The organism is Paenibacillus sp. J31R34, from assembly GCF_059383715.1.
The window spans coordinates 120,522-142,372 of sequence record NZ_JBXENU010000002.1 but is presented as its reverse complement, the minus strand read 5'-3'; the positions used below and the strand labels follow the sequence as shown (position 1 = coordinate 142,372).

Annotated in this window: 19 protein-coding genes and 1 CRISPR repeat array; of the genes, 11 read left to right on the top strand and 8 right to left on the bottom strand. The window is 50.8% G+C overall.

The window, feature by feature from the left end:
* Positions 1-162 precede the first annotated feature (162 nt).
* Both AC50YG_RS06180 and AC50YG_RS06175 read left to right on the top strand, forming a co-directional pair.
* Complete coding sequence (locus AC50YG_RS06180) at positions 163-534, top strand: ArsR/SmtB family transcription factor (RefSeq protein WP_494825487.1); 372 nt, start codon at positions 163-165, stop codon at positions 532-534.
* On the top strand, positions 512-1,024 hold the full coding sequence (locus AC50YG_RS06175; RefSeq protein WP_494825485.1) for an SRPBCC domain-containing protein: 513 nt from the start codon (positions 512-514) through the stop codon (positions 1,022-1,024). Before AC50YG_RS06180 ends, AC50YG_RS06175 begins: the two co-directional genes overlap by 23 nt.
* A gap of 120 nt (positions 1,025-1,144) precedes the next feature.
* Here AC50YG_RS06175 and serS read toward each other — a convergent pair whose 3' ends face one another.
* The 4 genes from serS to AC50YG_RS06155 form a co-directional block, all read right to left on the bottom strand.
* Entirely contained in the window at positions 1,145-2,482 is a 1,338-nt protein-coding gene (gene serS, locus AC50YG_RS06170; protein ID WP_494825483.1) for a serine--tRNA ligase, read from the bottom strand.
* A 296-nt stretch (positions 2,483-2,778) separates the two neighbouring features.
* A complete protein-coding gene (locus AC50YG_RS06165) occupies positions 2,779-3,624 on the bottom strand; it encodes a glycine betaine ABC transporter substrate-binding protein (RefSeq protein ID WP_494826341.1) in 846 nt (281 codons plus the stop codon).
* Positions 3,625-3,711: 87 nt separating this feature from the next.
* The gene (locus tag AC50YG_RS06160) at positions 3,712-4,548 is read right to left on the bottom strand and encodes an ABC transporter permease (protein ID WP_494825481.1); all 837 of its coding nucleotides are present in this window, start codon (positions 4,546-4,548) and stop codon (positions 3,712-3,714) included.
* Complete coding sequence (locus tag AC50YG_RS06155) at positions 4,545-5,744, bottom strand: quaternary amine ABC transporter ATP-binding protein (protein WP_341281342.1); 1,200 nt, start codon at positions 5,742-5,744, stop codon at positions 4,545-4,547. The genes AC50YG_RS06160 and AC50YG_RS06155 overlap by 4 nt, the downstream gene beginning before the upstream one ends.
* A gap of 298 nt (positions 5,745-6,042) precedes the next feature.
* On the opposite strand from AC50YG_RS06155, the gene AC50YG_RS06150 reads away from it, so the two are divergent.
* The 7 genes from AC50YG_RS06150 to AC50YG_RS06120 all read left to right on the top strand — a co-directional run bounded on the left by AC50YG_RS06150 (position 6,043) and on the right by AC50YG_RS06120 (position 14,451).
* The gene (locus AC50YG_RS06150) at positions 6,043-6,600 is read left to right on the top strand and encodes a GbsR/MarR family transcriptional regulator (RefSeq protein WP_494825478.1); all 558 of its coding nucleotides are present in this window, start codon (positions 6,043-6,045) and stop codon (positions 6,598-6,600) included.
* Between the two features lie 180 nt (positions 6,601-6,780).
* Positions 6,781-7,809 (top strand): histidine kinase, encoded by a 1,029-nt coding sequence (locus AC50YG_RS06145; protein WP_494825476.1) that lies wholly within the window; start codon positions 6,781-6,783, stop codon positions 7,807-7,809.
* A 1-nt stretch (position 7,810) separates the two neighbouring features.
* Positions 7,811-8,935, top strand: coding sequence for a response regulator (locus AC50YG_RS06140; protein WP_494825474.1), 1,125 nt, complete (start codon positions 7,811-7,813; stop codon positions 8,933-8,935).
* 213 nt (positions 8,936-9,148) lie between these two features.
* Positions 9,149-10,219, top strand: coding sequence for a protein-glutamate methylesterase/protein-glutamine glutaminase (locus tag AC50YG_RS06135; protein ID WP_494825472.1), 1,071 nt, complete (start codon positions 9,149-9,151; stop codon positions 10,217-10,219).
* 14 nt (positions 10,220-10,233) lie between these two features.
* A complete protein-coding gene (locus AC50YG_RS06130; RefSeq protein WP_338554800.1) occupies positions 10,234-10,662 on the top strand; it encodes a chemotaxis protein CheW in 429 nt (142 codons plus the stop codon).
* A 72-nt stretch (positions 10,663-10,734) separates the two neighbouring features.
* Positions 10,735-12,786 (top strand): chemotaxis protein CheW, encoded by a 2,052-nt coding sequence (locus AC50YG_RS06125; protein WP_494825470.1) that lies wholly within the window; start codon positions 10,735-10,737, stop codon positions 12,784-12,786.
* A 75-nt stretch (positions 12,787-12,861) separates the two neighbouring features.
* Positions 12,862-14,451 (top strand): methyl-accepting chemotaxis protein, encoded by a 1,590-nt coding sequence (locus tag AC50YG_RS06120; RefSeq protein WP_494825468.1) that lies wholly within the window; start codon positions 12,862-12,864, stop codon positions 14,449-14,451.
* Positions 14,452-14,647: 196 nt separating this feature from the next.
* Positions 14,648-15,754: a CRISPR direct-repeat array (repeat unit 33 nt; unit sequence GTCGCACTCCGTATGGAGTGCGTGGATTGAAAC).
* Between the two features lie 477 nt (positions 15,755-16,231).
* On the opposite strand, the gene AC50YG_RS06115 is transcribed toward AC50YG_RS06120, so the two are convergent.
* Positions 16,232-16,921, bottom strand: coding sequence for an AIM24 family protein (locus tag AC50YG_RS06115; protein ID WP_338554803.1), 690 nt, complete (start codon positions 16,919-16,921; stop codon positions 16,232-16,234).
* 3 nt (positions 16,922-16,924) lie between these two features.
* Complete coding sequence (locus tag AC50YG_RS06110; protein ID WP_473758279.1) at positions 16,925-17,398, bottom strand: DUF3450 domain-containing protein; 474 nt, start codon at positions 17,396-17,398, stop codon at positions 16,925-16,927.
* Between the two features lie 333 nt (positions 17,399-17,731).
* On the opposite strand from AC50YG_RS06110, the gene AC50YG_RS06105 reads away from it, so the two are divergent.
* Together AC50YG_RS06105 and AC50YG_RS06100 are read left to right on the top strand one after the other, a co-directional pair.
* Complete coding sequence (locus tag AC50YG_RS06105; protein WP_494825465.1) at positions 17,732-18,424, top strand: FadR/GntR family transcriptional regulator; 693 nt, start codon at positions 17,732-17,734, stop codon at positions 18,422-18,424.
* Complete coding sequence (locus AC50YG_RS06100) at positions 18,421-19,629, top strand: CynX/NimT family MFS transporter (protein ID WP_494825463.1); 1,209 nt, start codon at positions 18,421-18,423, stop codon at positions 19,627-19,629. The genes AC50YG_RS06105 and AC50YG_RS06100 overlap by 4 nt, the downstream gene beginning before the upstream one ends.
* A gap of 90 nt (positions 19,630-19,719) precedes the next feature.
* On the opposite strand, the gene AC50YG_RS06095 is transcribed toward AC50YG_RS06100, so the two are convergent.
* Both AC50YG_RS06095 and AC50YG_RS06090 read right to left on the bottom strand, forming a co-directional pair.
* Complete coding sequence (locus tag AC50YG_RS06095) at positions 19,720-21,108, bottom strand: sensor histidine kinase (protein ID WP_494825461.1); 1,389 nt, start codon at positions 21,106-21,108, stop codon at positions 19,720-19,722.
* Positions 21,108-21,821: a response regulator transcription factor gene (locus AC50YG_RS06090; protein WP_494825459.1), complete on the bottom strand. Its 714-nt coding sequence runs from the start codon at positions 21,819-21,821 to the stop codon at positions 21,108-21,110. The genes AC50YG_RS06095 and AC50YG_RS06090 overlap by 1 nt, the downstream gene beginning before the upstream one ends.
* Positions 21,822-21,851: the final 30 nt, after the last annotated feature.

Below are 21,851 nucleotides of genomic sequence, written 5' to 3'. Positions count from 1 at the left end.
TTTTGTGCAAAATTAAAGTATGCCAATCATGCTCGGCTGATTTTTAAATATTCCTTTACGGGAATATTCCTTTAATGGTATATTCAATTCAGGGAAACGAAAGCACCTTCATAGCGCTGACTTCCCTTTGATTTTAACAGCGCTATTAAAGGACGCGGTTTTATGGATGCTACGACATTCGGCGCATTATCCGACCCGACACGTCTACGGATCATAGAGCTGCTCGTGGACGGTTCATTGACGGTCGGAGAAATTGCGGATCGTCTTCACATTCGCCAGCCTCAAGCTTCCAAGCACTTGCGTATTTTGCTGGAAGGAGGGCTCGTCGAGGTGCAGGCAGCAGCCAATCGCCGTTATTACAAGCTTCGGGTGGAGCCGCTCCAAGAGATGGACAGCTGGCTGGAAACGTATCGCAGCCTATGGAGCGAGCGGTTCGACAAATTGGATATTTACTTGCAGCAGTTGAAGAAGCGGGAACACAAAACAAACGAACATTCGGGAGGCAATCACAATGACGAACAAATTAAGCTTTAAGGTTGAAGGACAGGTACTTACGATGGAGCGGATTTTTGATGCACCACATACACTTGTGTTTGAAGCGCATTCGACGGCAGAGCATTTGAAGCATTGGTGGGGACCGAACGGCTGGATTTTATCAGCTTGCACAGTAGATTTCCGCCCAGACGGCGTATGGCATTACTGCATGAAATGCGTAGACGAGAACCAAGGGGACTTTTACGGTTTTGAATCATGGGGCAAGGGCGTATATAAGGAAATTGTAACGAATGAAAAAATAGCCTATGTCGACTATTTCTCCGATGCCGAGGGCAATGAATCCGCGGACATGCCGTCTGGTGACATTACCATGACGTTCGAAGCGACGGAGGATGGCAAAACCAAGTTCGTGAGCGTGACCCGCTACCCAACCGAGGAAGCACTCAAAACGGTTGTCGAAATGGGAATGGAGCAGGGCATTAGCGAAACGTCAGATCGCCTAGTCGCATACTTGGAACAGCTGAAATAAAAGTAACGTCATTATGGCTTGGAAAAATAAAGCGAGTCAGCAAGCTGCCCGCTGCCTTTCAGACTGCTGTTCAACTATAAAAGAAAACAAGCGCTGCCGTTCAAGCAGCGCTTGTTTTTTTTAAATATAGGAAGCTTGCAGCGTTTCCAGTCCGTTCATGTAGGGTCGCAGCGCTGCTGGAATATAGATCGATCCGTCTTCCAGCTGATGATTTTCCAGCAGCGGGATAAGAATGCGCGGCGTTGCGACGGCCGTATTGTTAAGCGTATGGCAGTAGCGTAGCTTGCCCTCTGCATCGCGATAGCGAATATTCGAGCGCCGCGCCTGAAAATCATGCACATTCGACGACGAATGGGTCTCGCCATATGCTTGCCTGCTTGGCATCCACGTTTCAATGTCGAACTGCTTAACATTTTTTTGCGACATATCGCCGGTACATACCGCAACAACCCGATAGGGTAGCTCCAGTAATTGCAGCAGTTGTTCCGCATTCGCTGTTATTTCGTGGAGCAGCGCCTCCGAACGGTCAGGATCGGCCTCGCAAAGCACGACCTGCTCAACCTTGGCAAATTGATGCACGCGATAGAGGCCGCGCACATCACGTCCGGCCGAGCCGACCTCGCTGCGGAAGCAGGCGGTTGCTGCGGTAAGCCGAATCGGCTCGGCAACATCGACGATTTCATTATCGTAATAGGCGACTAGCGGCACTTCCGACGTCCCGATCAGCCAGCGATTTTCGCCGTCAATTCGGTAAGCCGAATCTGTGCCCGCGGGGAAATAACCCGTATTGTACATCGCTTCCTCTCTCACCATCAGAGGCACATCAAGCAGCGTAAATCCGCGCTCCAGCAAATAGTCGAGCGCGAGCTGCTGTACGGCGCGCTGCAGCAGGGCACCTGCGCCTTTCAAATAGTAGCTGCGCGAGCCTGCTGTCCGAACACCGCGACTCATATCGATCATGCCGTGCAGCTCGCCGAGCTCCACATGATCCCGCAGCGTAAAAGCGGGAGCTGGTAGGCTGCCTATTCGGCGCACTTCCACATTGTCCGCATCCGACTTGCCAATGGGCGTATCAGGCGAAGGCGGATTTGGCACCTCCAGCATGAGCTTGCGGAAATGCTGCTCAGCTTCAAGCAGCTGCTCCTCGCAAGGCTTTAGCAGCTCATTAATTTTCGCTACCGCTTGCTTCAATTGCTCGGCCTGCTCGGTTTCTTTTTCCTGCTCTATCCCTTGCGCTACCCCTTGCTTTTCCCGCCTCGCATTTGCGCTCTGCATCAGCTTCGCAATGCGCTGCGAATGCGCATTGCGCTCCTGCCTAAGTTCGTCCGCCTGCTGCTGCAGCTTGCGTCTGCGAGTATCCGCTTCAAGCAGCTGCTGGACGTTAAAATCCAGCCCCTTATGCTCCGCCGCTTGCTGCACCAGCTCTTTGTTTTCGCGAATCCATTTCATGTCCAGCATGTTACCGCGCTCCTTCACCGTTTAAATAAAAACGCAAAAACGCTCCTCATCCTTTTGGGACGAGGAGCGTTAAACTCGCGGTGCCACCCAACTTGACCGGACGGCAGTGCCGAACGATCCGCTTTGGTTCCGCGATAACGGGCGGGCCCGGTTAACTTAGGAGAAGCGCTATGCATCTCTCTTGACGAGAACGCCTCGGAGTTGGATTCTCGTCATCAGCAAGTCGTTGTAATGAAATTAGATGTATTATAGCGCGCGCTGCGGATGAAAGCAAGATTGATTTATTTCATTTTAAATTATTTCAACCAAGCATCAACCAGCTCGGCGTTGCCTTCAACCCAAGCCTTGGCCGCTGCTTCCGGCGTTTCGCCGCCTTGAATAGCAACCATGACCTTCGCCATATCATCCGGCGTCCAGTTGAACTTGTCGAGGAAAGCGTAAGCTTCCGCTTTATCCTCTTTCAGCCCTTTGCGCACAATCGTATGAATTTGCTCCGCTCCGCCGTATACATTTTTCGGATCATCCAAATATTTCAGATCCATCTTGGCGAACATCCAGTGTGGTGTCCAGCCTGTAACAACGATCGGCTCTTTATTGTCATACGCCTTCTGAAGCTCCTGCGACATCGCAGCGGACGAGCTTTCAAGCAGCGTCCATTTGTCGCGCAGACCGTATTCATCCATCGCTTTCTCCGACGCGATCATAAGTCCGGCACCGGGCTCAATGCCGATAATTTTGTAGTCGAGCTCGGGACCCGTTGTATCATTCAAGTCCTCGATGCTCTTGATGTCCATATAAGAGGGAACGACAAGTCCGGTTTTGGTACCTTCAAGATTAGCGCCTAGATCCTCATATTGCCCTTTATATTTGTCAGCGTAAGAGGCATGCGTGCTTGGAAGCCAAGCGGCAACGATTCCGTCTGCGCTTCCGTCGGAAATGCCAGCCCACATCGGTCCAGCATCTACTTGCAGCATTTCAACCTTATAGCCCAGCTTCTGCTCCAATACTTCCTTTACGACATAGGTGCTGGCAATTTCTGAATCCCAAGCGACATAAGCCAGGGTAATGTCTTTGCTTCCTCCGGCGGAAGAACAGCCGGCGACTAGAACAGCGAGCATAACGGCAGCAACTAGCATTTTCATTTTTTTCAACAATAACACTCCTTCTGAAAATAGTTCGATTGATCTAACAGCTAATCCGCCTTAAAGGCGGAGAGCACATATAGTGGTTTACGCCTTTTTCGTACGGCGAATCGCATTTTGCGTTAAGCGGTCGAGGATGATCGCCAATATAACGATGGCGATCCCGGCCTCAAAGCCAACGCCGGTGTTGCCCTGCGTCACCGCACGGTATACGTACGAGCCAACGCCCTGAGCGCCAATCATGGATGCGATAACGACCATCGAAAGCGACAGCATAATTGTCTGGTTGATGCCCGCCATAATGCTAGGCAGCGCAATCGGCAATTGCAGCTTGATCAGCTTCTGCGACGGTGTAGAACCGAAGGCATCAGCCGCTTCCGTCAGCTCTTCCGGAACTTGGCGAATGCCAAGATTGGTCATCCGTATCGTTGGTGGAATCGCAAAAATAATTGAAGCGATGACGCCCGGCACGACGCCAAGCGAGAAGAAGGAGACGGCAGGCAGCAAGTATACGAAGGCCGGCATCGTCTGCATGAAGTCGAGAATCGGAGTAACGATATTTTGAATGCTATTTTTACGTGCACACAAAATGCCAACTGGAACACCGACCACGACTGAGATGAGGGCGGAGGTCAGCACGAGCGACAGCGTCTGCATCGTCTGGCTCCAATAGCCGAGATTATCAATAATGAGCAGGCCGACAAACGTAAACAGCGCCATGCGCCATTTGCCGAGAAACCAAGCCGCTGCGGTAAAAAGAATAATGAGCACGATCGCAGGGAAGAAGTCGAGTGCGGTATTTAATCCGCCAACCGTTTCGCCAACGACCACTTTAATAAGCTTGAAAAGCGGACTGAGATGGGTATCAAGCCATGTTTCCAGCGCCCCGATCCAATCTGCTAAAGGGATTTTGGGTATATTCATGCTTTAACACCTGCCTCTATTTCGGTATTGCCTGCGAGTGCGGCAAGCACTGCGCCTTTAATGACGATGCCCTTTAATCGTCCATTTTCACCGATGACAGCAACGGGCAATCTCGCATTGCCCATCAGCTCGAACAGCTCATTGAGCAGCGTATCGGGCGATACGGTTGGAACATCACGCTGGGTCAGCGATTCAAGCGACAGCCCTTCCTTCAAAGCCTTCGCAGCGTCGTCAGCCGTAATGACACCAAGCAGGCGCATTTCCCTGTCCACCATATATAAGCTGGAAATGCTTCTGGCACGCATGAGCTGGAGCGCAACGCGCGGTCCTCTCTCATTCGTAATCGTCTCGGCCTTCGCCATGACATGGGAGGCGGTGAGCACCTTGGATAAATCGACGTCTTCGACGAAACGCTCGACATATTTATTGGCAGGCTGCATCAAAATTTCTTCCGGTGAGCCTATTTGCACGATGCTGCCATCCTTCATTAGGGCAATTTGGTCGCCAATGCGCAGCGCTTCATTCAAATCATGAGTAATGAAGACGATCGTTTTTTTCATCTTCGATTGGAGCTCAAGCAGCTCATCCTGCATATCCTTGCGGATAAGCGGGTCAAGTGCACTGAACGCTTCATCCATCAGCAGCACTTCGGGATCGCTGGCAAGTCCTCTTGCAAGACCTACGCGCTGCTGCATCCCGCCGCTTAGCTGCTCGGGATAACTGTCGCCGTAGCCTTTCAAGCCTACCAGCTCTAAAGATTGAATCGCCATTTCCCGGCGCTTCGACTTGTTGATGCCTTGAACTTCAAGGCCGTATTCGATGTTTTGCAGCACCGTGCGATGCGGGAACAGCGCAAATTTCTGAAACACCATCCCGACATGCTTGCGCCGAAACTGCCTGAGCTGCTCCGCCGTCATCTTGAGCACATCCTTGCCATTAAACAGCACTTGTCCGCCCGTCGGCTCAATTAAGCGATTCAATAAGCGAACGAGCGTCGATTTGCCGCTGCCCGATAAGCCCATAATGACAAATATTTGACCGGCCTCTATCGAAAAATTGGCTTGATTCACGCCGACAGTCAGCTTTGTTTCTTTTAAAATCTTTTCCTTTGACCAGCCTTTATCCAGCAGCGGTATTGCTTTTTTTGGGTCCGCTCCGAAAATCTTGGTCAGCTTTTTAGCTTCTATAATAGCCATGTAGTACCCCCTCCACGATCCTTGGCACAGGAAGCGAGGTGGACGCTTTATCATAACGCTCCTTCACCAAGCTTCGAGTGTTCGTCTGCTTACAAGTGTAGTTGGATAACAATGTAATGGTCAAAAGGCGTGAGCCCTTGTATACTTTGTACAGTTATAACTTTACAAACTTTTCGTACAGAATACTCCTGATAACTCCCTTTTTCATATCAACATGTTTCTTTACATTACCCTAGGCGTTTGATTACAATACATGTTGTAGGATGAATGGGACACGCCACTCCTCAGGAGGAACGACATGGATGAACTTGCAGCATTAACAGAAGAGCAGCAGCAGCTGCTGCTGAAGACGCGAAGGCGCGTCATTGAATCAATCGGCAAAAACATGGATCTGTATGGCATAACGCTGTCCATCGGGCATTTATATGGCAATATGTATTTCAACCGCGAGCCTGTCACGCTGGACGAAATGAGTGCTACGATGGGAATGAGCAAAACGTCAATGAGCACCGGAATGCGGACATTATACGATCTGAAAATGATCAATAAAGTATGGGGCAAAGGCTCACGCAAAGATTTGTATGAAGTGGTGCCGGATTGGCATGAGAACTTCACGGACTTTTTCTCTATTAAATGGAGGAAGGCTGCTGAGCAAAATGTACTTGCCCTAACCCGTTCTCTTAAGGAAATTGAACAGCTGGAGGAAAATTCGGAGCATTCCGAAGCCTTTCTTGATGTGCTCGCAAGCGATAGACAGAAGCTTCAGGAAGCGCTCGCGTATTACAAGTGGCTGGGACGTCTCATTGATGCTTTTGAGTCAGGAGAAATTTATAAGCTGATTCCGAAGGAAGAGTAGACAGCAGAATATCGCACGACCTAACATTCGTATAAAAAACATAGCTTTCGTGCAAGGCCGGTTGAATGCAACCGGTCTTTTCTGCGTCTACCTGCAATACGTAGTGTAAAGAAATGCCTCTATAACCGATATAGTTACTATACGTTCTTATCTACTATAATTTGGAATGGGGGATTTGCAGTGCTTCATGCGCTTCTCGTTCATGACCGCGTAATCGAAAGAGCGATTATTACATCTGGTTTTACGGAACAAAATATACAAATCTCGGCCCAGAGCAGGCTGGAGGATGCTTTGCTCTGGTTCAAGCAAGGCGGCGAGGCGGATCTATGTCTGATTGATGCTTCTCTGACAGAGGATGCTGAAGCCGCGTGCCGCGCGATTCGTGAGGCAAGCGGCAGCAAGGAGCTATACATAATTTTACTGCTGGACATAAAAGCCAGAAAACAACTGGAGCGGCTCTACACAGCTGGGATGAATGATTATTTATTGCGGCCCTTCGCCGCTGTAGAGCTTTCGCAAAAGCTCTGCATGCTCCAGCAGCTGAGAAAATCAGAGGCGGGGCTTGTGGAGACGGAGCTGGCGATGCTGCGCGCGAAGATTAAGCCGCATTTTTTATTTAATGCAATCGGAACCATTATTTTCATCAGCAAGCGGAATGCGGAGGAAGCGAGGGGACTGCTTCGCAGCCTAAGTGAATTTTTGCGGAGCAGCTTTGATTTTGAGAATAAGGCGGAGGCCGTGTCATTCAAGGTTGAGCTTGCACTCGTTAACGCCTATCTGGACTTGGAGAAGGCGAGATTTGGCAGTCGCCTGCAGGTGAATTACGAGCTCAGAGCAACGCAGTTTCAGCTGCCGCCCTTTATTATTCAGACGCTGGTGGAAAATGCGATTCGCCATGGCATTACAGCCAAGCTCATCGGCGGCACAGTTGACATTATTACGCTCAACGTTCCTGGGGGCATTCGCGTCATTATTAAGGATGATGGAGTCGGTATTCCGGAGGAGCAGCTAGAAAGCTTTATGCGCATTAGAAAGCAGCCGCCAGGCAGGCGTTTGCCAAGCGGGCAGCAGCTGCTGCGTCAGGGAATTGGGCTTGCGAATACCAACGAGCGTCTGCTCCGTCATTTTGGATCGGGACTGCATATTAGACGCCGCGAAAGCGGAGGCACGACCGTTACCTTTTTGATACCAGCACAGGGGGGGCACTAAAATGTTGAACGTTGCGGTGGTGGATGATGAGCATTGGGCGCTTGAGGAAATGAAGGAATATTTATCGAACTGTGAAGGAATCGGCTCCATTCAGCTTTATGATGATCCGGTGGAGGGACTTGCGGCTATCAAGCGCGAGCCGCCGGATGTCGTGTTCGTAGACGTTTACATGCCGCAAATTTCTGGTCTTACATTCGCGGAGGAAATGCTCGCTAATTGCCCAGGGACGGCTACCGTATTTGTCACGGCATTCGATAATCATGCGCTCCAGGCTTATGAGCTTAATGTGGAGGATTATATATTGAAGCCAGTAGCGCCGCAGCGGCTTCAGCGAACGGTGGAGCGCGTGCTTCAACGTAGAAACGGGAGGAATAAAATGGTCGCCGAGGCGGTGCAGCAGAAAGACAGAGTCGACGTGCAATGCTTCGGCAAGCTGAACCTTTACGGGACAGCAGGGCCCGTCAAATGGAAGGTGCTGAAAACGAAGGAGCTGTTCGCGTATTTATGGATGAACCGCGAAAGCCGCGTGGAAAAAATTATAGATGATGTTTTCCCTGGAATGGAGGATGCGAAGGCAAGGGCATACATTCATACCTGCGTTTATCAACTTCGCCAGCTGTTGAAGCGTAATGGGCTCGACGGGCGGATTCGAATTAAATCACTGCGGGAGAAGTATATTTTGACTGCCGAGCATATGTCCACCGATATGCTTGAATTTCAACTGCTGGCAAAACGTGCGGTCGATAGGGGCAACGTATTTTTACTCCGCCAGGCGGTGAATTTATATAAAGCGGAAGTGTTGACGGATATACATAGCGTCTGGGTTTATCGGCTGCGAGAGCACTATAGATTAATCGGCTGCTTAGTTTTGGAGCGGCTGATCGAGGAGCTGCTGAATCAGGGAGATATTCTTGTGGCAACGGATTATGCGCTCGAATATTTAAACAAGGAGCCTTACGATGAGGGGGCTTTATGGCTCGTCGTCCGCTGCTATATGAGAGGCGGTAATCGGGTTAAGGCGAGTACTGTATTTAAGCAGTTTTGCAAGCGTACTGCTGGGGAGCTTGGAGCTTGTCCGCATGCCGAGCTAGTGGATCGATATGAGTCGCTCATGCAGGCAACCTAATATCAAAACATAAGAAGCTGCCTTTTGCCTAAGACAAAGGTGGCTTTTTTGCGTTTTTGAAAATATTAGAGAAAGGATAGGATTTACCCATCCATTTTAATTAAATTCGTTAAAATTCACTAAAAATCGACAAAAGATTCAGTTATGATTCAGAGCCGTTTGTTATTGTATAGGAAAAAAGACGCAGCAATCAGCAAATCGGGAGGACGGAAGATGCATCGAATACTCGTGGTAGATGACTCTTCTTTTATGCGGCATTTAATCAAGCGATATATTGAAGAAGATCCGAAGCTTAAAGTCGTAGGAGAAGCGAGAAATGGGGAGGAAGCTATTGCTGAAGCTCTCCGCCTGCGTCCAGATGTCATTACAATGGATGTGGAAATGCCCGGAATGGATGGGCTTACTGCCCTTTCGGAAATTATGCGACGTGTGCCGACCCCCGTTATTATACTCAGCTCCTTCCATAAATTTGGCGGGGAAGAGACCATTATGGCGCTTCAGCGCGGAGCGGTTGATTTTGTCGCCAAGCCGTCGGGAGAATTGTCAGCCGATATTTATAAAGTAAAGTCAGAATTGTGTGAAAAAATAAAAAATGCAGCCGGAGCGCCGATTCAGCGGCTTCTGAAGCTCGCGGGCGTGCCGCAGGCACTGCCTACGCCTCAGCCTCAGCTGAGAAAGACAACCTTGGCCGCATCTATCGTCCGTGAGCTTATAGCTGTAGGCTCCTCTACCGGAGGGCCGCAAGCACTAACCGTGCTGCTCAAAAACTTGCCCGCTGCTTTTGAGCATCCCATCGTCATCGTGCAGCATATGCCGGCGACCTTTACCGCTTCGTTAGCTCAAAGACTGGACGGAGTTAGCGCTGTGAAGGTCGTTGAGGCGAAGGATAAGCAGCAGCTTGTGAATGGAACGGTGTTCATCGCCCCCGGAGACAGCCACATGAATGTGGAGGAGAAGGATGGCAGTTACTTCATTAAGCTTCATCAAAAGCCGCTTGCCGGGCTCCATCGCCCATCGGTGGATGAGCTGTTCCGCTCGGTGGCGGAGCTTAAGCGGCTAAAGCGGCATCTCGTGCTGCTGACAGGTATGGGCAGCGATGGCGCAGAGCAAATGCTTCAAGCTAGGAAGGCGGGGCAAGCAGCGACAACGATAGCGGAAGCGAAGGAAACCTGCATCGTTTACGGCATGCCGAAAGCGGCAGTTGATCGAGGGGCCGTCGATTATGTGCTGCCCATTGAGCAGATTGGCAGAAAGCTGCTGGACGTTACCAGAGGCAAAATATGAAAGGGGGTGAAATCATGCAGGGGGTAGAGCAAATGCAGTATGTGCAGTTTGGCGTAGGGGAAGAAAGCTATGGCATACGTATAGCTGAAGTTCATGAAATTATACGTATGCAGGAAATTACCGAAATACCGAATTGCCAGTTTTATGTGAAGGGAGTCATTAATTTACGCGGCAAAATTATTCCGGTTATTAGCCTGCGAGCGTTATTTTCTCTAGATGAGGATGTGTACTCAAAAGCAACGCGAATCGTCGTTGTTCATCATCAGGAGGAGTCGATCGGCATTATTGTGGATCGGGTGCACAAGGTAACGACGTTTCACGATATTCAGCCACCACCGGAGCGGGTAGGCGGCATCAACGGCGCCTATTTTACAGGAATCGGTCTTACAGAGTCAGAATTGGTCGGCATATTAAAGATCGATGAGGTGCTGCTGCGAGATTAATGCTTCTTGCTTCACATGGCATATTTCAAGCAGCAAGTCAGCTCTCAAGTCAACGCTTATGAGGTGGTGCATATGTTCGATAACTCGGAATTTAGGCAAGTGTTTCTCGAGGAGCTTGAGGAACAGATCATGACGATGGAAGAAGAGATTTTATCTTTGGAAAAGCAAGGCTCTCATTCCGAGGGCATTCAGCGGCTTTTCCGGGCGGCACATACGATTAAAGGCTCTTCTGCGGCAATGGGCTATATGGAGCTCAAGCAGCTGACCCATGAATGGGAGCATCTGCTTGATATGCTGCGTAATGAAGAGCTTGCGATGTCACGGGAATTGACGAATTTATTTTTTCAGTGTCTCGACTTTATTAAGGATTTGCAAAACAGCATTATCCGCGAGGAGCTGCTGCCTGACCCATCGGCGATCATCAAGGAACTGGAGCGCTTCTCGAAAGCAAATGCGGAATCAGCAGCGGCTGCCAAGGAAGCAGCAGGTGTTGCTTTGCCGGAAGAGGCGGAGCAGGTGCTGCGAGAATATATACATAGCGGACAAACCGTATATAGGGTAACCGTCAAGCTCACCGAGGACTGCATGATGAAGCTGGCTCGCATCAGCATTATTGATATTTCCTTGCGGGCGTTTGGCGAGGTGCTGTGGAATGAGCCCAATATGAAGCTGGTGCAGGATGATCAGGACATTCATGCAGTGCGGTGGCTGATTGCCGTTCAAGAGGTGGAGCCGGATGCTCTTGAGCAGGCGGTAGCTGGGCTCATGGATGTGCAGAGCGTAAGGGTGGAGGCCATGCTGCCTTCCCAACCGGAAGCTGAGACAGCCGCAGCTTTAGAGCTGGAGCAGGAGGATGCGGACATGCTGCCGGGTTATGCCGGAAGCGGGGCGGAGGAAGCGGCAGATAAGCCGCAGCAGTCCAAAGCCTTAGTGAAGCAGCAGACGATTCGCGTCAACGTGGAACGGCTGGAAAATGTACTCGATTTGCTCGGAGAGCTGGTCATCGACCAAACCCGCTTGAAGCAGGCCATTCAAACCTTGCATCAAGCGCATGGATATTCGGAGACGATGGATGACCTCGGCGAAATTAGCGATCATCTATCGAGGCTGATTGGCAGCCTGCAGGAAAATGTGCTGAAAGTGCGGATGCTGCCGATTGAGCAGCTCTTCAGCCGCTTCCCGCGGATGGTGCGTGATTTGGCACAAACACTGAACAAAAACGTTGATCTGCAAATGGTTGGCGGCGATACGGAGCTTGACCGCACGCTTATTGAAGAGGTCGGCGATCCGATGATTCATTTGATCCGCAATGCGGTGGACCACGGCATTGAAATGCCGGAGGAGCGGCTGAAGAGCGGCAAGCCCGAGCAGGGAATTGTCCGCATCAGCGCGGCGCATGAGGATAATCAGGTTGTCGTCGTCGTCGAGGATGATGGCGGGGGCATTGATACGAACAAGCTGCGCAAATCCGCCGTCGCTAAAGGGGTCATTACGGAAGAGGAGGCGGCACTGCTCGATGAGCATAAGGCGCTGCGTCTGATTTTTCACCCCGGCTTCTCGACCGCTTCCCAGCTTAGCGATGTATCGGGCAGAGGCGTGGGTATGGATATCGTGCGGACGGATATCGAGCGGCTTGGCGGAATTATTGATATTGATACGACCGTCGGCGTGGGAACGAAGTTCACGATAAGGCTGCCGCTGACGCTTGCCATTACAACCGGCTTGCTCGTCAAGGCGAGCGACCAGACGTTTATTTTGCCCATGAGCGCCGTCGTGGAAATTATTCGAGTCGATACAAGCACACTCAAAATGATTAAAGGCTCACCGGTTATTAAAATTCGCAATCAGATTGTCCCGTTCGTATGGCTGCATGAAATGTTCGGCTATTCACGCACCGAGGGCGGCTCTGAAAAAATCCCGGTCGTGATGATCGGCAGAGCGGAGCAGCGGCTGGCTATTGCGGTCGATCAACTGCTTGGCAATCAAGAGGTCGTTATTAAAACACTGGGCTCCTACGTGGGCAAGGTGGATGGCATTTCAGGAGCAACGATATTGGGCAACGGGCGCATTGCGTTGATTTTGGAAATAGGCGGCCTTATGAAAAAAGCGAGTGGCATCAGCTAGAACACCGTTAGCTAGATCGGTAAGAAAACAAAGCAGCAACAGCAAATATTAGATAGAATAGGGAGGGTATTTGTTATGAATTGGTTCTACAACTTGAAAATCAGCGTCAAATTAATATCCGCATTTCTGATTGTTGCGATTATTTTAGGTGTCGTGGGTCTATTCGGTATTTACAATTTAGGCAAAATGAATGCGTCCCAGGATGATATGTATTTCAATAATTTGATTCCGGTTAAAGAAGCTTATGAGGCTCAGGTCAACTACACCCGCATGCGGGTTCAAATTCGAAGCCTGTATCTGCATGATACGGAGCAGCAGAAGCAGGCAGAGCTTGCTACAATTAGGGAAACGACAGCATTAGTCGAGAAGGCTGTTGAAAAATATAAAGCAACAAATATGAGCGATGATGCTAAAAGGATCATAGAAAGCTATGATTCGGATTGGAAAGCTTATTTGGCCATTTACAACCGGGGTATTGAACTTAATGCCGCTGGCCAAGATGCCTCGTTTAAAAATTTGATCAGCACCGAATTAAAAGCGCAGGGTGATATTATTTTCAATACGCTTGAGGATAGCATCGAGCTCTCGATTCGTGAAGCGGATGCAGCAAACCAGCAAGGGGAGCAAACATACAACAGCGCATTGTTGATTACGATTGTCATTGTGGTGCTGGCGTTTTTACTGAGCGTTATTTTCGGAGTTGTGCTGTCCCGCATGATTTCGAGGCCGCTTAGTCGTATCGTTGTGCTCGCAAGAAATGTGGCGGACGGTGATTTGCGCGAGAAGGCGGATATTCATACGAAGGACGAGGTCGGCAACCTTGCTAATTCCTTTAACCATATGATTGACCGTTTGAACGGAACGGTTAGCGGAATTGTGGAATCCTCGCACAGCGTTGCTGCGGCAGCAGAGCAAATCTCGGCAGCGACCCAGGAAATCGCAGGTGGCAGTACGGCGCAGGCATCGGCGGCACAGACGATTCATGAGCTGTTCAGCGAGCTGACGATGGCGATTCAATCGGTCGCGCAAAGCACGGAGCAGGCTTCGGAGCTGTCCGATTCCGCAATGAAAATTGCTAGAGAAGGCCGTACGATTATCGACAACTCGGTGAAAAGCATGAATGGCGTGCGCGAGCAAATGTCCCAGCTGGAGCAAGATTCCCATCAGGTTGGCGATATTATTGAGGTCATTGAGGATATTGCCGATCAAACGAATTTGCTGGCGCTGAATGCTGCTATTGAAGCGGCACGTGCAGGCGAGCAAGGTCGAGGCTTTGCGGTTGTTGCCGATGAGGTGCGCAAGCTGGCGGAGCGGAGTGGCGAAGCGACGAAGAAAATTACGGTCATCATTCAAGGCATGCAGCAAAATACGAAGCGCAGCGTAAATGCAGTCGAGGAAAGCGCAACGCTGTCGGAGAAAACGGGAGAAGCATTCGAGCGTATTACGAAGATGGTCAACGATACAGGCCACCGCGTATCCGAAATTGCGGCAGCAAGCGAAGAGCAGGCGGCTCAAGCGGCAAACGTATTAGCAACGGTTGAAAATGTTTCCGCCGCTGCTGAGGAATCCGCAGCTAGCAGTGAGGAATCCGCTGCGACTGCACAATCGCTGGCCCAGCTTGCGGATGATCTCCAGCATACGGTGTCGATCTTTAAAACGGCATAATGATTGATGGAACAGGTGCGAATGTGAAGCTCACATAAAAACCCTAGGGGATTCGCACCTCAGAAATTGTAGGAATTTGTCGAATTTGAGTTATTTTAAGAAAAGTCAAGGTTTGATCTAGATTTTTTTAGTATTATATTTATTGAAAAATGAGGTGATTGATGCCATGATGGGATCAATCACTTGTTTTTTCGCTGTCGCACTCCGTATGGAGTGCGTGGATTGAAACCTGTATACATAATTTTTTTGGCCAACAATCCGGAAGGTCGCACTCCGTATGGAGTGCGTGGATTGAAACCTCCTGATGTTAGCGACGATGGTAGCTGATACTGTCGCACTCCGTATGGAGTGCGTGGATTGAAACCATGCGTAATTGCCAGGGAAGAATGAACGCAGGTGTCGCACTCCGTATGGAGTGCGTGGATTGAAACTTCTCAAAATTTGGTTAGTCTGGACAACTACCATGTCGCACTCCGTATGGAGTGCGTGGATTGAAACATTGTGGGCTACACCGAATGCATCGGACAATCGGGTCGCACTCCGTATGGAGTGCGTGGATTGAAACCTCCTCCTAGTACCCGTTAGCCTGACGCTCATGGTCGCACTCCGTATGGAGTGCGTGGATTGAAACAAAGCCCGCTACGAACGAACGCGCTTCCTGCAAAATGTCGCACTCCGTATGGAGTGCGTGGATTGAAACTTAGTCGTCAGCGCTGATCCGTTGATTTTCCATCGTCGCACTCCGTATGGAGTGCGTGGATTGAAACTCTACTTTTTATCGAGGAGGCGAGATAGGGAAGGTCGCACTCCGTATGGAGTGCGTGGATTGAAACGACGTAGTAGCTCCGCTTTCTTTTGTCGCCACAGTCGCACTCCGTGTGGAGTGCGTGGATTGAAACTAAAAAGTTACTGTCTTCCTCAGCGGCCGTATAAGTCGCACTCCGTGTGGAGTGCGTGGATTGAAACATTTTTTTGATAATCTGTAGCAGTAACGCAATTGGTCGCACTCCGTGTGGAGTGCGTGGATTGAAACGGTCTGAGCACGGGGCAATACAGAGCTGGGCAGAGGTCGCACTCCGTGTGGAGTGCGTGGATTGAAACGGTCGGCGTGTACCACAGACCGGAGCCAGAACGTGGTCGCACTCCGTGTGGAGTGCGTGGATTGAAACGTCTTAAGCATCCTCTGTCGTCATCGGCAATATGTCGCACTCCGTGTGGAGTGCGTGGATTGAAACTCCAACAAACCAACGGGGTCTGATGGACGCAATAAGTCGCACTCCGTGTGGAGTGCGTGGATTGAAACGTAGACACTCGCAAAAAGCTAAACGATGTATGGAGTGCGTGGATTGAAACGAACGAAGAAAGGCAAGGTGTCCAAGCGGGCAGAAGTCGCACTCCGTGTGGAGTGCGTGGATTGAAACGCAGCACGTCGCCTGTACCCGGCATCTTTACCGGTCGCACTCCATGTGGAGTGCGTGGATTGAAACAAATCGCATGAGTATCCAGCAGTTAGATTTGTTGTCGCACTCCGTATGGAGTGCGTGGATTGAAACTCTCAAACGCAGGAGGAGTTGGACGCTTACCTCCAGTTGCACTCCGTACAAAGTTAGTGAATTGAAAGCGCAAAATTCATGACTATTTTAATTTGCACATACTTCCAAATTCTTCAATCGAAGCTTTGCAATTCCACCATCCTTGAAAAGAAGAGAGCCTTAACACAAAAAACACCCGAAAATCCGCCAAAACAGCGATTTCGGGTGTTTTTTGTCTTGCCCTTTTACTACTTAATATACACGCTGCCGAATGGCAGCACTTCACGAAGCAATCGCTTGAAAAAGCCGTCGTTTTGCAGCGGATGCTCCAAATCTTTTCCATGCGAGCCGGTCTGAATGAGGACAGGACCGCTGCCGGTTATCTTCCACTGAACGTTCATGTTCTGGCTTGCCAGCTGATTGCCATAGACGGCAAGCTGGATGGTTGCATTCGCGGGATAAGCGACAAGCGAGCTGGTATTTACAAAAAGCGGGCGCTCCTTGTCCAATTGCAGCACTGCTATGTCGCCGCTTGTGATGACGCCAAGCTCGCCGGGGCCGGAGAAGCGCATCCGCACCAGCTCGCGGGTGATCCATACATTTTTCATTTTCTGAATGACGCTTTTGAGCTGCATGCCGTCTGTGAAATAGAGCACGTGGCGGTAGTCGAACAGCAAATCGCTTTCGGGTCCAATCGTGATCGTCTCCAGCGAGCAGCCTGGCGGCAAGCCGATTATAAATTCGGAGGGGCCGCTTAGCACAGCGCGCACCCATTTCTTTTTACGATAAACGCCTGCCAAATTCATAAAACGATCCTCGCGCTGCTGCGGTGCGCCTTGGTAAGCAATAATCGCTCCCGGATGGAGCACATGGAGCTTGTCCGCATCCTGAAGCGTCACCTTCACATGTCCAATCGGCGCGGGGGAGGTTGCCTTCATCGACTACACTCCTCTGCCGGCATGCTTCTGCTTGCGCCAAACGAGATAGCGCCATACGCGCAGGGAAAGAATATAGGCGAAAATCAAACTCATAATGATGAGTGCTGTATTGATGAGCTTTTGCGTAAAGCTGGCTTGCTTCTGCTTGATTTGCTCCATTTCTTGAATAAGCGCGTTGTTCTGTTCCATTAGCTGCTCATTGGTTTTGCGGAACTGCTCGTTCTGCTGCATGAGCTCCTCTTGCCTAGCTGCGTATTGCTCTGCGTTTTGCAGCGACTCGGTGAGCTGCTCCTTCTGTGCATCAAGCTGCTGCTTGGCATCGATATATTGCTGCTCCAGCGCGTCGATTTTTTCGGGGGCCGAGAAAATGCCCTTTATGTTGCTCCACATGCCTGCTTCGGCAACCTGATGCGGAAATAGCAGAAATAGCAAGGACATGAATAATAGAGTAGAAACAAGGAATGGCGCTTTTGGCAACGTTGATCCCTCCTCTGATAATGCGATAGCTTTAGTGTAGCTTCTTTTTTGCCCATTTGCTAGATTGGCTGGACATGTTTATCGAAAGAATGATTTTATTCGACAGCATCTATGCGGGCAGCAAAGCAACCTAAAGAGTTATACGACATTAAATGAGGATTGGTAACGGTAGAAAATAATAGAATTACAATTTTACTAGGATGTGTAACCAAACTTCAATATATCGAAGCTTGGTTTTTTAGGGAAGGAGTTGTCTCCGCGATATAAGTATGCTAAAATACCAATTAACCAAACATCCTATGTTTGATAAATAGATGAAATGAGGACTGACGTATGCTTCAGAAAACAAATCGGCTGACGCTGGTCGAGCAAGTCGCATTGCAAATGGAAGGACAGATCGAATCCGGTAAGTGGGCTGTCGGGATGCGTATTCCGGCCGAGCCGGAGTTGATGGTCGAGTTGAATGTTAGCCGCAATACATTGAGGGAAGCCATTCGGGCGTTGATCCACGCGGGACTCTTGAAGACGAAGCAAGGGGACGGAACGTACGTCTGCTCTTCGAGCGCGCTGGGAGTCGTACTGCAAAAACGAATCATGCGATCCGATATGCTGCACACATTGGAAGTCCGGCATGCACTCGAGCGCGAGGGAGCCCATCTGGCTGCACAGCGCAGAACGGACGACGAGGCGCGAGAGCTGCTCCTTCAACTGGAACGCTGGGAGGGGGCGGCAGCACGCGGTGATATGGATGCCATTGTTACGGAGGATATCCGTCTTCACCAAGGCATTATCGCGGCGTCTCATAACGAAATCCTGATTGAATTATACAACCATATCGCGGACGCGTCACAAGATTCGATTACAAGCTTGACTCGTTATGAAGCCGATGCGAATTTCTTGGAGATGCACCGGCAGCTGGTCGAAGCGATTGTCGATCAAGACGCGGATCGTGCCGTGGCAACGGTTCACCGTTATATTGCGGAATCGAAAGCTGTTCTTGAGGTCAGAGGAGGCGAGCGGCCATGAGCGTACCAAGCGCTACGAAGTCAATGATGGCGAAGAAGTCGTTATCGTTGGGGTGGCCGATCATCCTCGGCATCGTCCTGATCGCACTTACCATGCGGTCGCCGCTAACGTCGGTAGGCCCATTGGTCGGTTCGATTCGCGAAGCCCTCGGACTGTCGAATGCTGCGGCAGGTCTGCTCACTTCACTGCCGTTGCTTGCTTTCGCGCTGCTCTCACCGTTCACACCCATTCTGGCACGCCGCTTCGGGGTGGAGCGGACCCTGCTTTATGCGCTGGTTTTACTCATGGTTGGTATCGCGATCCGATCGTTGACCGCAACTGCTTTTTTGTTTGCAGGCACTGCTTTGATTGGGCTGGCGATTGCGGTGTGCAATGTGCTCATTCCAAGTTTGGTCAAACGGGATTTTGCTCATCAAGTCGGCCTCATGACCGGCGTGTACTCCGTGTCAATGAATTTATGCGGGGCGATCGCTTCCGGTGTCAGTATTCCGGTCGCCCGCGACCTCGGCTTCGGCTGGAATGGAGCGCTCGGCATTTGGGGCATACTCGTTCTGGTGGCTGCGCTGTTCTGGTGGCCTCAAGCTCGGGCGAGTCGGGCGTCTGCCGTGGCAGCGACGAGCGGTGCGTCGAAGCGCCGAAGTCTGTGGCGATCGCCACTGGCATGGATGGTTACGATTTTTATGGGGATGCAGTCTCTCTTGTTCTATGTGTTGATCGCTTGGATGCCTGAAATCCTGTCAAGCCGGGGCTTGAATGAAGACAGCGGCGGCTTGCTGCTGTCGCTGTTTCAGATGGCTGCGCTGCCCGTAGCGTTCATTGTGCCGATCGTGGCGGGACGCATGAAGAACCAACGTTTGCTGGTCATCATCATGGCGGTTCTGTTGTTTGTTTCATTGGGAGGTCTTTATTTCGGAGGAAATGCGTTCATCTCGTTATGGATCGTTTTACTCGGAATTGGCGGGGGATGTGCGTTCAGCTTGGCCATGATCTTTTTAAGCTTGCGAACGAAAGATGCCTTCGATTCCGCTTCTCTGTCCGGCATGTCGCAATCGGTTGGATATTTGCTGGCGGCAACCGGACCGATCTTGTTCGGTTTGCTTCATGATATCACGGCAAGCTGGAAGCCCCCGCTGTTGCTGCTGCTTGTCGTTAGCGCTCTGCTGCTCCTGTCCGGCCTCGGCGCCTCCAGAAATCGTACGGTATAAGGCAAATGAAAGAAAAAACAGACCCAAACAGCTCCGTGAATGAATGGATGAAGAAAAATAGGCAGAGCAGCGTCTGCCAGGTACAACCGATTATCGCGCTTCCAAGCAAGGCAGCTCAAGCTCGGCGGTGAGTCCGGCTCCAGGCCCATTAGTTAACGCCAGCCGTCCGTGATGGGCTTTGGCTATTCGGAAAGCCATTGGCAGCCCGAGACCATGTCCGGAAGGTCTGGTATATTTTCGATTTGCGGAAAAAGGCAGCTCCAGCACATCGGCCAGCTCTTCCGGCGGGATGCCTCGTCCATTGTCTAATACGATGAAGCGGCACGTTTGCTTGTCGCATGCAAGCTCTACCCCCAGCCTGATATCGCATCCCTGTGGATTATGGCGGATCGCATTGTGGACGAGATTGGTCATGGCACGCAGCAGCAGGCGCTCGTCCCCATATATTTGGGCGGTTTCGTTTATGTCGTCCATTTCGAGCGTAAAGCTGGGCTCGAGTCCTGCATTAATAATATCGGATGCCACCTGGCGAGTCAGTGCTGCCAGCCGCAAAGCCTTCGGAGTGAGCGGCTGCATTTCATATTCCAGCATGGACACCAGATTCAAGTCACTTACTAAAGTACGCAGTTTCTCTGCTTGATAGCGGATAATACCTGCGTGCTTTCGCTGCAACGGAGGAATTCCTTGATGCTCCTCCAGCTCGCTGGCATAGCCGAGCACCATGGAAAGCGGGGTGCGAATATCATGGGAAATGCCAGCGATCCAGTTGGATCGCGCTTCATCCCTGCTTTTGAGCGAAGCATTTTTCTGATGCAGCAGCGACGAGGCATGGTTGACAGATTGGGCAAGGTCAGCGAGCATTCCCTTGGGCTCAAGCTGCACCTCCTGATCCGCGGCAAGCGCCTGTATGCCCTGCGTCAGCGGACGGATGGAAAGCAGGAGCCGGGAACCGATCAGCAGGGCGACAATCAGCACAAGCACAAGGTTCCCGATGAGAAGGAGCAGGGCGCGCAGCGGCAAATTTTTGACCCAGTCGGTCGGCAGTATATGCTGGTATTTGACAAGGCTGTCCTTCGGATAACCGATTACGATAAGACCATCTGCATGCTCCCACACAAATACGGGATAATCCATCAAGTAGCTCATGGAAAGCTTGGCGACGTCCGTCAGGCTATAGTGAACAGGGAGCTCTTCGGGCAAGCTGTGTCCCCACAAGACCTGCCCCGCCGAGCCAATTAACATCGCCCACACCTGCTGCTCTTCCAGCAGTGCCACCGTTTCGGCCTCAAGAACATATCCATTATTCGCAGTCTGCAGCCCTTCAGCCGTATGCCGCACAACCGCAGCTGGCGAACTCCCCTCGACCGTCCCTGTACTAACCCAGATGAGCAGCAGCAAAAAGTTAAGCAAAAGCAAAGAGAGCGAGATGAGCATCGTCGCCCCAATAAAACGCTTTAAAATACGCACGATGCCTCCCATTATTCATCCCCCTTGACCAGCAGCTTGTACCCCAAGCCGCGAACGGTCAGCAGATGCTCGGGATTGGAGGGCAGCTCTTCTATTTTCTCGCGAATGCGGCGAATATGGACCATTAATGTATTTTCATAGCCATAATAATCATCGCTCCAAGCTGCTTGGCAAAGGGCATCATTGGTCACAATCCGGTTACGGTTTTCATAAAACTTGGTCAGCAGAACAAGCTCCTTAGCGGTTAAAGAAACGTCCTCGCTGGACGTCCGCACAATGCCGCTTTCCAAATCAATAACACGGGGGCCCAGTTGAAAAATAGGGCGCTGCTCCTGACGGAATGGTGCATATACTCGCCGTAAAATCGCGCTCAAGCGCAGCAGCAGCTCGCGCGGCAAAAAAGGCTTCACCATGTAATCGTCGGCGCCTAGCCCAAGACCGAGCAAGCGATCCTCATCCTCTCCTCTGGCGGATAGAAAAAGCACAGGAACGCTTGAGAACTGCCGCAGCGACTTGAGCAGAGAGAACCCGTCCCCGTCAGGCAGCATAATATCCATAATGACGAGGTCCGGCTTAGCCGCCCTTATGTTACGCAGTACCTCTGCGCAGGTAGCTGCCTGAAAAATGCGGGTAAAGCCTTCTTTGCGTAAAAAACCTTCGACCATTTCCCTTAAATCGCTCTCGTCATCGACGATGAGCAGTTTTTTATGTTTTAAGTCTTCCATACTTTTGATCACCCATTTTCAGTATACCTT